We start from the raw sequence: 10119 nt of genomic DNA, 5'->3' as shown, positions 1-10119 counted from the left end.
GGGTCAACACAAAAAGTTGTGGAGTAAGGAAAAATAAAAGAACTTTGGAACAAAAATTTTCTATGTCCTCAGATTCACTATTATCTATTGCCAATTTATTACTCCCCGAAGTTCTTGTGACCTATTTTGATCTTAAAAAACACGAGGTCAAAGGCGAAGAGCTCCACTTTTATTTTACGGAACTGAACACCGTCCCCGAGGGACACAGTGGCATTAGGCTTCATTCCAAAGGATTCTTCCCTGAGGCCACGGTTCAGGATTTTCCTATACGTGGAAAGAACGTCTTTCTGCACATCATACGTCGCAGATGGGTTGACCGGGACACGGGTACAGTGGTAACCAGAGATTGGCAATTGGTAGCAAAAGGAACTAGGATCACTAGTGAGTTTGCTACTTTTTTAAAACAGATCCGTCAGTAACAATGCCTCGAGCACATCGCTTGTTGCCAAGTTCTATGGCGTCAGTCCCAGGAACCTGCAAAGGCAGTACAAGGACTATCTAAGCGATTTTAAGACCTGGGACCAGAAAGCGCATGCAAAGCAATGGCTCCTCTTCCCACAAAACCTTGGAGGCTACCTATCCCTTGATGAGACCGCTTTTTCCAATGGAGAACTATATACCATAGTGACCAATAAAAACGCCCAGGGAAAAAAGGGGGCCATAGTGGCCATGGTCAGGGGCACCAAGGCAGAGGATGTTATAAGGGTATTGCAGCAGATCCCTTTAAAACAAAGAAGAACGGTCAGGGAAGTCACCTTGGACATGGCCGGGAACATGGGTCTGATCGTTAGAAGATCATTCCCCGAGGCAACCTTGGTCATAGACCGTTTCCATGTCCAGAAACTGGCACTGGAGGCACTGCAGGAGATCAGGATCAAGCACAGGTGGGAAGCACTGGATGCTGAAAATGACGCCATTGAAAACGCCAGGACCAAATCCACAAAATACACTCCGGAGTTATTGCCCAATGAGGATACGTTAAAACAGTTATTGGCCAGGAGCAGATATCTACTTTACAAAGCAAGCAGTAAGTGGACTGATAATCAACAAAAAAGGGCAGCAATACTCTTTGCACGCTATCCCGATCTGGAAAAAGCATATAAATTATGTCAGAACCTTTCCTGGATATTCAACAACACAAAGGACAAGACATCGGCTCTCATAAGATTGGCAAAGTGGGATGAAAAAGTGAGACAGGCGGCATTTAAAAGCTTTAATACCATCTCCAGAACCATGTCAATCCATTATCAAAATATACTGAACTATTTTGACAACAGAAGTACCAACGCTTCTGCAGAATCGTTCAATGCAAAAATAAAAGCTTTTAGAGCGCAGTTCAGAGGGGTTAGAAACATGGAATTCTTCCTGTACAGACTTACAACAATTTATGCATAATCCTAAAATCCCACAACTTTTTGACTTGATCCATTAAAAGCCTAAAACCGCGAAGAGCGGTTTTACGTCTTTTTTTATTTACATGCTTATGCTCAACTGCGTTGGCAACGCTGCAAATAAAAAAAGCCTACAAAATCATAGATTTTGTAGGCTTTTAATGGTCGGGGTGGCAGGATTCGAACCTGCGACCTCCGCGTCCCAAACGCGGCGCGATAACCGGGCTACGCTACACCCCGAATGGTTATCTAAAAATTGCGGAGAGACAGGGACTCGAACCCTGGCGACACTTTCGCGTCGACAGATTAGCAATCTGCTCCATTACCACTCTGGCACCTCTCCTATTTTGTTAAAGAACATCTTCTAAATGCGGATGCAAATGTAGCCCTTCATTCCAAAGAAAGCAACTATTTTAAGGACTTTTTATAATGAATTTTTTATTCTGGATATTCTATCCTGAGATGGAAGATGTTAGCTAATTTATTTTTCAATATTTTCTTAATCGATTCAATCTCTTTGAAGGTAATATCGGCATTTAAAAACTGCCCGTCCTCCATTTGTTTGTTGATAATGTTTTCAACAAAGTGATTGATCTTAGTGGATGACGGGTCTTTCAAACTTTTAGAGGCTGCCTCTACACTATCACACATCATCAAGATTGCCGTTTCCTTACTAAACGGTTTTGGACCTGGATATCTAAAATCTTCAATGTCTGTCGCAATATCCAACTCCTTTTCCTTCATATAAAAATAGTATACCACACTGGTGCCATGATGCGTTCTGATAAAATCAATAACGCGGTCCGGCAGATTGTTCTTCTTTGCTATTTCAATCCCATCCAAGACATGCGAAAAAATAATGTTAGTACTTTCTCGCGGTGACAATTCGTCATGTGGATTGATACCCGTGGATTGATTCTCAGTAAAATAGGTCGGGTTTTTCATTTTCCCAATATCATGATAAAGCGCCCCAACCCTAACCAACATGGCATTAGCACCGATTTCATTAGCAGAAGCTTCAGCTAAATTGGCCACATTTAAGCTGTGGTGAAATGTGCCTGGTGCCTTATTTGACAATTCTTTCAATAAATTAGTGTTGGTATCTGAAAGTTCCAACAGAGAAACATCTGACACCAATCCAAACAACTTTTCATAAATATAGATAAGTGGTTGCACAAAAAGGGTTGCCAAGCCACACAATATAAACATTCCGAAAGCCTCAAAGTTGAGCGTGGCGATACTTCCTTCATGAATCACAAAGAATGCAAAATAGGTAATGATATAAATAAGGGTAATTTGCCCTACCGAAATAAATAAATTGGCCCGTTTATACAATTCAGAAACGGTAAGAATAGTGACAATACCAGCTATGATTTGCAAAAACATATATTCATAACTGTTTGGGACTATAAAGCCCAATAGGAGTACCGTCAAGACATGCGAGAACAATCCTAATCTCGCATCAAAAAACGCTTTTAGTACAAGTGGAAGCACACATAGCGGCACCACATAAACATATTTGGAATTATAATTGACAATGAGGGTTGTCAGTAAAACCATTAACAGAATATTGAAAAATATAAATGTCACTTTTGTATTATCTAAAAACACTTCTTTTCTATATTTTCTTAGAAACAAAAGCAGCATCAATAAAGTTAAGGCCACTAATATGGAATAGGAAATTACCACCCATGTGTAGTTTGAAGCGCTCCATACTTGAGACTCATATTCTGACTCCAAAGATTTTAAGATGTCATATTTATGACCTTCAACCAATTCGCCCTTAGATATAATCAGAGTTTCTCTCTCAACATTACCTCGTGTTGAAGAAATTTTATCCAATTCTTCGTTTAGTGCATTCTGAGTAATAGACTTATTGACCTTGAGATTAGGCTCAATCAGATCAAAAAACATTGAGACAAAAACTGCCTTGAACTTTGCATTGCCACGATCTTCAAGTTGTTTTTCCAATAATCCTCTAAAAGCCTCTATTTTAGAAAGCTCAGAGTAAGTAGTGGAGGCAATCTGGTTTTGACCATCCAACAAGATTACATTCTTATCGTTGGGATAATTATAATCTTCTTCCAAGACGCCATTTTTATAGATCTCGCTCAAGACAGATCTACCAATTCTAAATAACTCCGTTTTTTTTCTGCCTAATGAGTCGTCGAATGTAGCGTTGAATTTTGTGTTGTAATCTTCAAATACATAATCTTTAACTTCTTCCAAAAGATCAAAATACACTGCACTTTCCTTGACAATATTAGATTTTTCCTTCTGTAATTCTTCGGGAGACTTTTGAATGGCAAAGTCAAAAGGCGCATAAAGGTTTTCAGATTGCCATGGTTTATTTTTGTCGAAATTGTACTTGAACTTACCACTTTTCGGAAAGAGATAAACAATTAAAAAAGTAGTCCCTATAAATAAAAGGATTTTGTAAATAAGTGAATGATTCTTATACCACTTGTTTATAATGTTTTTCATCAAAGTCGCATCAATTGTCTTTCAAAAGTAATAAAATATTAAGGGATTTGTAGGTTTAACGTCAGGTTTCATTCCAAAATCAATTTAAAAATGTTTAATTTTGCATCATTCAAATCAAAACCCATTCAAAATGAGTAAAGAAGTCGTCATTGTATCCGCAGCAAGAACTCCAATAGGTAGTTTTTTAGGTGCCTTATCTACAATTCCTGCACCAAGATTAGGAGCTGTTGCCATAATAGGTGCTTTAAATAAAATTAACCTTAAACCTGACTTGGTACAAGAAGTAATCATGGGTAATGTTGTACAAGCGGGAACTGGACAGGCTCCTGCACGTCAGGCTGCCATCTATGCCGGTATACCTAATACAGTGCCATGTACTACGGTCAATAAGGTATGTGCCTCTGGGATGAAAGCCGTGATGCAAGCTGCTCAAGCTATTGCGCTAGGTGATGCAGATATTATTGTTGCCGGTGGAATGGAAAATATGAGTTTGATTCCCCATTACTTACACGCTAGGACAGGTACCAAATTTGGACCAGCTACCTTAATTGACGGCATGCAAAAAGATGGTTTGGTAGATGCCTATGATGAAAATGCCATGGGTGTTTGCGCTGATGAATGTGCTATTGAATATAAGTTCAGTAGAGAAGATCAGGATGCCTTTGCCATACAGTCTTATAAACGCTCAGCAGCAGCTTGGGATGCTGGTAAATTTGATAATGAAGTTGTTCCCGTGGAAGTTCCTCAACGTCGTGGCGACGCTATTGTTGTTTCAAAAGATGAAGAATATACCAATGTCAAGATGGATAAAATTCCGGCATTAAGACCTGCGTTTACAAAAGACGGCACCGTCACTGCTGCAAATGCGTCCACTATTAATGATGGCGCTGGTGCAGTTGTTTTAATGAGCAAAGAAAAGGCCGATGAACTTGGCTTAAAACCATTAGCCATCATTAGAAGTTATGCCGATGCCGCGCAAGAGCCAAAATGGTTTACTACGGCTCCCGCCAAAGCTTTACCGAAAGCACTGGATAAGGCAGGAATCTCGTTAAATGACGTCGATTATTTTGAATTTAACGAAGCCTTTTCGATCGTTGGATTGGCCAATATGAAAATTTTAGGATTGGATGACAGCAATGTTAATGTTAATGGAGGCGCGGTATCTCTAGGACACCCCTTAGGTTGTTCAGGAGTTCGGATTATTATCACACTGTTGAACGTACTGGAACAAAACAATGCTAAAATTGGAGCAGCAGCCATTTGTAATGGTGGTGGCGGTGCTTCAGCAATGGTTATAGAACGCCCATAAAAAAACGTATTTATATAGATTCTTTTCTTAGTATTTATAGATGGACTTTTTTTCAATTACAGCATTTTATCATCTTACATTATTAGGTTGTCGAGGCCCAATAATCAATAAAAACAGTCAATAGCCCTTATCGCCTCTATGACCTACGGAATTGCCAATTTAAGTATTGTTCCCTTAAGAATTGAACCGTCTGACACAACTGAGCTCGTGTCTCAGGTGTTATATGGTGAAATATTCAAGGTGATTGAACGTCGAAAAAAATGGAGTAAAATCCGTTTGGATCATGATCAATATGAAGGATGGATGCACAACAACCAATTTCTTGAGCTCCCAGAGTCTGAATATCATCGATTGACCGAGAGATCGCAAAAACTTTCAGCCGATTTAATAGAATTCGTTCAAGACAACAACAATCAATTACTCACAATTCCGTTAGGATCTTCACTTTCCGCCTTGGATTATCTTGAACACTTGTTTGACGGAACGAGTGTTGAAGGCACTCAGCAGAAATCAAAACTAATTGAAACTGCTTTTCTCTATCGTAACGCTCCCTATTTATATGGTGGCAAAACCCCTTTTGGCATTGATGCCTCGGGTTTGACACAAATGGTTTATAAGCTAAATGGTTATAATCTGTTCCGCGACGTAGAACAACAAGCTAAACAAGGGGAAGCCTTAAGTTTTATTGAGGAAAGTGAAGCAGGAGATTTGGCTTTTTTTGATAATAACGAAGGACAAATTGTGCACGTTGGCATTATTATGTCCGATAATTACATCATTCATGTTAACGGCAAAGTACGTATTGACCGCTTGGATCATTCGGGGATTTATAATACCGACCTAAAAATGCATACCCACAAGCTTCGGGTGATTAAAAAAATTATATAAAAAAAGTGCTATCCAATTCAGATAGCACTTTTTGTATTATTAAGAAGTCAATTTTAATTTTGACCACTTTCTAAAGCATCAACTTTAGCTTTCATTTCTTTTTGTTTTGCTGTATTACCCAAGGCACTGTAAATATTGACTAAGGTTTTTGCTGCTTGCAAATCTGTAGGTCTCAACTTAAGGGTTGTTTCCAAATAAGGAATCGCTTCTTCATAAAGTTTAGATCTTTCATCTTTAAGCTCATCATACTTTTTATTGTCCGCCGCAGAACTTCCAAGGGCATTCATCTCTTCAATAATGGCCTGCTCTTGGCTTAAGATCAATACAGCCATGTTGTTATGAACATCGGCGTAATCTGGTTTGATCTTGATTGCTTTCTCATAATAACCTTTGGCCGCTTCAACTTCTCCACCCTCTGCTGCAACAATTCCTAAGTTGAATAATAACTCTGGATTGTTAGGATCTTTGATCAGCGCTTCTTCAATTAGAGTTTTAAATTTATCTCTATTGCCCATTTTCAATTGCATATTCGCTTCTGAAATGATTAAGCTTGCATCATCAGGATTTGCTGCGCGAGCATCTTTCATTGCTTCAAGAGCCTTCTCATCATTACCTTGATTCATATAAATCAATGCAACATTTCTAACTATTTCAGCTTGCTTTGATTCTGTTTTCCTAGTGGTTGGTGCGACATGCGTACCAGACTTAACAGAAATATCCATCATAGCTTTAGATGGAAATGCCTCTTCCTCATTGGTTTCTTTGTTGGTGGCAATATATTCGGTTTCAACACCAACATAGCCTAAATTCTTAAGCTCTTCGTAATGTTTTAAAGCCGTTTCGTAATCTTCACCGTTAACAGCGGTTGCTGCCGCATAATAAAGGTACAAGGTATCTGATTTTGACATTTTATAAGCTTTTTCGAAGCCGCTAGACGACGCCGAAAAATTCTTTTTTTCTAAAGCTGCATTTGCTTTGGTCAAAAACGAATTGATCATTCCTTGTTTAATTTCCTGAACATCTTTAGAGTACTTTCCGTTTTTCCCTTCTACTTCCGCTACCTTATTTAGGCTTTCAATGGCAACATCCATATCAGCGTCGGTTCCGGTTCCATTGGCATAAAATGCCTGTCCTTTTACGTAATAAAACTGGGCTTTTAATTTATCATCCGCATTTCCTACTAAGGATTCTGCAGCGTTAATTGCAGATTTTGCCTCTGCAAAATTACTTTTCTTTATAGCTTTTTCAGCATCTCTGATTTCCCTTTTTTGCGAAAAGGAAAAAGAACTTACTAAAAGTGCCAAAGCGATAATGATTTGTTTTTTCATTTTTAGTTATTTTAATTTTAAGTGTTAATTATTGTTTTCGTCGTCTAAATTATCAAGAGTTGTGCCGTTTTCTTCATCGGGCGCATTTTCAATGGTCTCATCTAATCCTTCTTCTACTAGTAGATCTTCTTCCTCCTTCATCACTTTGGCGACTGCTGCAATAGAATCACTTCCTTTTAAATTAATCAATTTGACCCCTTGGGTAGCTCTGCCCATAACACGTAAATCGTTAACCGCCATACGGATGGCAATTCCTGACTTATTGATGATCATTAAGTCATCTTCATCGCTAACCGATTTAATGGCAACCAAATCACCTGTTTTCTCAGTAATAGAAATGGTTTTTACACCTTTTCCACCTCTGTTAGTAATTCTATAGATTGCTTCTCCATCTTCAGGGTCATCAATATATGTACGTTTACCATAGCCATTTTCGGAAACCACCAAAACAGATTCTTCCATTGGGTTCTCAATAGTAATCATCCCCACCACTTCATCTTTCTCGTTTGCTAAGGTAATACCACGTACTCCAGAAGCATTTCTTCCCATTGGGCGGGTTTTGGCCTCTTCAAACCGGATAGCCTTACCTGATTTTAAAGCCAACATGATCTGACTATTGCCAGTTGTTAGTTTTGCCTCCAATAAAATATCGTCGTCCTTAATAGTAATGGCATTGATACCATTGGTTCTTGGACGTGAGTATTGCTCTAAGGATGTTTTCTTAACCTGGCCATTCTTAGTTGCCATAATGACGTAGTGGCTGTTAATATAATCCTCATTCTTTAAATCCTGGGTACAGATAAATGCTCTTACCTTATCGTCTTGTTCAATATTGATAAGATTTTGTATGGCTCTACCTTTAGAGGTTTTACTACCCTCAGGAATTTCATAGACACGCATCCAGAAACATTTCCCTTTTTGAGTAAAAAACAACATATACTGATGGTTGGTACCTACAAATAAGTGCTCCAAGAAATCCTCATTACGTGTAGTGGACGCCTTTTGGCCTACCCCTCCTCTATGTTGGGTTTTATATTCTGTCAACGACGTACGTTTAATATACCCCGCATGAGAAATGGTAATGACCACTTGTTCATCAGGAATCATATCTTCAATACTCAGATCGCCTCCTGCATATTCAATTACAGATCGACGCTCATCGCCATACTTTTCTTTAACAACTACCAGTTCATCCTTGATGATTTCCATCCGACGCTCTTTTTTGTCAAGAATATCCTTCAAATCTTCAATGGTTTTCATCAGAGCCTCATATTCCGAACGCAATTTATCTTGCTCCAGACCAGTCAATTGACGCAAACGCATCTCAACAATGGCTTTTGCTTGAATTTCTGAAAGTTCAAAACGTTCAATCAATTTTTCGCGAGCTTCATCAGCGTTGGATGATGCACGAATTAAGGCAATAACTTCATCAATATTATCTGAAGCAATGATAAGTCCTTCCAATATATGAGCACGCTCTTCTGCTTTACGAAGTTCATACGTCGTTCTTCGGACAACAACATCATGTCTGTGTTCAACAAAATGATGAATCATCTCCTTTAAGTTCAATAACTGTGGACGACCATCTACAAGTGCAATATTGTTGACACTGAATGACGACTGTAATGCTGTATATTTAAATAAGGTATTTAAAACAATATTAGGAATGGCATCACGCTTTAACACATAAACGATTCGCATTCCGTTTCTGTCAGACTCGTCGCGTATCATTGAAATGCCATCAATTTTCTTTTCGTTGACCAGGTCTGCCGTTTTCTTGATCATATCGGCCTTATTGACTTGGTACGGAATTTCAGTAACCACAATTGATTCTCTACCCTGCACCTCTTCAATATTGGCTTTTGCTCTCATAACAATCCGTCCACGGCCTGTCTTGAAGGCTTCTATTACGCCATCATAGCCGTAAATTGTTCCTCCCGTTGGAAAATCTGGAGCTTTGATATGTGTAATCAATTCATCAATATCAATATCATGATTATCGATGTAGGCAATGATTCCATCAACCACTTCACTAATATTATGAGGCGGCATGTTTGTAGCCATACCTACCGCAATACCAGAAGCGCCATTGACCAAAAGTCCAGGAATACGGGTCGGTAAAACTGTTGGTTCTTGAAGTGTATCATCAAAATTCAGTTTATGATCTACTGTTTCCTTCTCAATATCTGCCAACATGTCTTCAGATATCTTTCGCATCCGTGCTTCTGTATAACGCATTGCTGCTGGACTATCGCCATCAACGGAACCAAAATTTCCTTGGCCGTCCACTAACATATAACGCAAACTCCACTCTTGAGCCATACGCACCATGGTGTCATAAACGGACGTATCACCGTGTGGGTGGTACTTCCCCAATACTTCTCCAACAATTCTTGCTGATTTTTTATGGGCGGTGTTAGATCTAATCCCGAGTTCATGCATGCCAAAAAGCACTCGTCTGTGCACAGGTTTAAGACCATCTCTAACATCCGGTAACGCACGTGACACAATGACCGACATTGAATAATCAATGTAAGCCGATTTCATTTCATCTTCAATGTTGATAGGAATCAATTTTTCTCCTTCTGTCATATATAAATTAATTAGATATTTTGTAGATTTTCAGCCCGAACACTCGGGCGTGCTAAGATAACCATTTTACGAGTCTTAATGCCACTTTATTGCGGGTTTTTTGGTATATTTTATTAACAATATAAAG

At 38.9% G+C, this 10119-nt stretch carries 7 protein-coding genes and 2 tRNA genes; 4 read left to right on the top strand and 5 right to left on the bottom strand.

Translation table 11 applies throughout. The annotated features are described in order from the left end of the window. Positions 1–419 (top strand): ISAon1 family transposase N-terminal region protein (locus tag H3Z82_RS19525; RefSeq protein WP_317172434.1); only part of this gene is annotated, 419 nt, incomplete at its 5' end. A gap of 55 nt (positions 420–474) precedes the next feature. Next, positions 475–1395 carry an ISAon1 family transposase gene (locus H3Z82_RS07815; RefSeq protein WP_220459144.1) on the top strand — a complete coding sequence of 307 codons (921 nt, stop codon included), beginning with the start codon at positions 475–477 and terminating at the stop codon, positions 1393–1395. 158 nt (positions 1396–1553) lie between these two features. Here the strand turns inward: H3Z82_RS07815 and H3Z82_RS07810 are convergent. The 3 genes from H3Z82_RS07810 to H3Z82_RS07800 all read right to left on the bottom strand — a co-directional run bounded on the left by H3Z82_RS07810 (position 1554) and on the right by H3Z82_RS07800 (position 3875). Further along, positions 1554–1631: transfer RNA gene (locus H3Z82_RS07810), tRNA-Pro, on the bottom strand. Positions 1632–1650: 19 nt separating this feature from the next. After that, a tRNA-Ser gene (locus H3Z82_RS07805) sits at positions 1651–1734 on the bottom strand. 95 nt (positions 1735–1829) lie between these two features. After that, complete coding sequence (locus H3Z82_RS07800; RefSeq protein WP_182204461.1) at positions 1830–3875, bottom strand: HD family phosphohydrolase; 2046 nt, start codon at positions 3873–3875, stop codon at positions 1830–1832. A gap of 130 nt (positions 3876–4005) precedes the next feature. Here H3Z82_RS07800 and H3Z82_RS07795 point away from each other — a divergent pair, with 130 nt between their 5' ends. Next, positions 4006–5184 (top strand): acetyl-CoA C-acyltransferase, encoded by a 1179-nt coding sequence (locus H3Z82_RS07795; RefSeq protein WP_182204458.1) that lies wholly within the window; start codon positions 4006–4008, stop codon positions 5182–5184. 138 nt (positions 5185–5322) lie between these two features. Further along, complete coding sequence (locus H3Z82_RS07790) at positions 5323–6072, top strand: C40 family peptidase (protein WP_182204456.1); 750 nt, start codon at positions 5323–5325, stop codon at positions 6070–6072. Between the two features lie 53 nt (positions 6073–6125). Here H3Z82_RS07790 and H3Z82_RS07785 read toward each other — a convergent pair whose 3' ends face one another. Continuing rightward, complete coding sequence (locus H3Z82_RS07785; RefSeq protein WP_182204454.1) at positions 6126–7400, bottom strand: tetratricopeptide repeat protein; 1275 nt, start codon at positions 7398–7400, stop codon at positions 6126–6128. 24 nt (positions 7401–7424) lie between these two features. Beyond that, a complete protein-coding gene (gene gyrA, locus H3Z82_RS07780) occupies positions 7425–9992 on the bottom strand; it encodes a DNA gyrase subunit A (RefSeq protein WP_182204452.1) in 2568 nt (855 codons plus the stop codon). Positions 9993–10119 lie beyond the last annotated feature (127 nt).

Source organism: Gelidibacter maritimus (genome assembly GCF_014062315.1).
Lineage (GTDB): Bacteria > Bacteroidota > Bacteroidia > Flavobacteriales > Flavobacteriaceae > Gelidibacter > Gelidibacter maritimus.
This window is presented reverse-complemented; position numbering and strand designations above follow the sequence as displayed.

What these genes read in the sequence shown, in the direction of transcription:
- H3Z82_RS07800 (WP_182204461.1), bottom strand. Translation starts at nt 3,875, where the DNA reads ATGAAAAACATTATAAACAAGTGGTATAAGAATCATTCACTTATTTAC.
- H3Z82_RS07795 (WP_182204458.1), top strand. Translation starts at nt 4,006, where the DNA reads ATGAGTAAAGAAGTCGTCATTGTATCCGCAGCAAGAACTCCAATAGGT.
- H3Z82_RS07790 (WP_182204456.1), top strand. Translation starts at nt 5,323, where the DNA reads ATGACCTACGGAATTGCCAATTTAAGTATTGTTCCCTTAAGAATTGAA.
- H3Z82_RS07785 (WP_182204454.1), bottom strand. Translation starts at nt 7,400, where the DNA reads ATGAAAAAACAAATCATTATCGCTTTGGCACTTTTAGTAAGTTCTTTT.
- gyrA (WP_182204452.1), bottom strand. Translation starts at nt 9,992, where the DNA reads ATGACAGAAGGAGAAAAATTGATTCCTATCAACATTGAAGATGAAATG.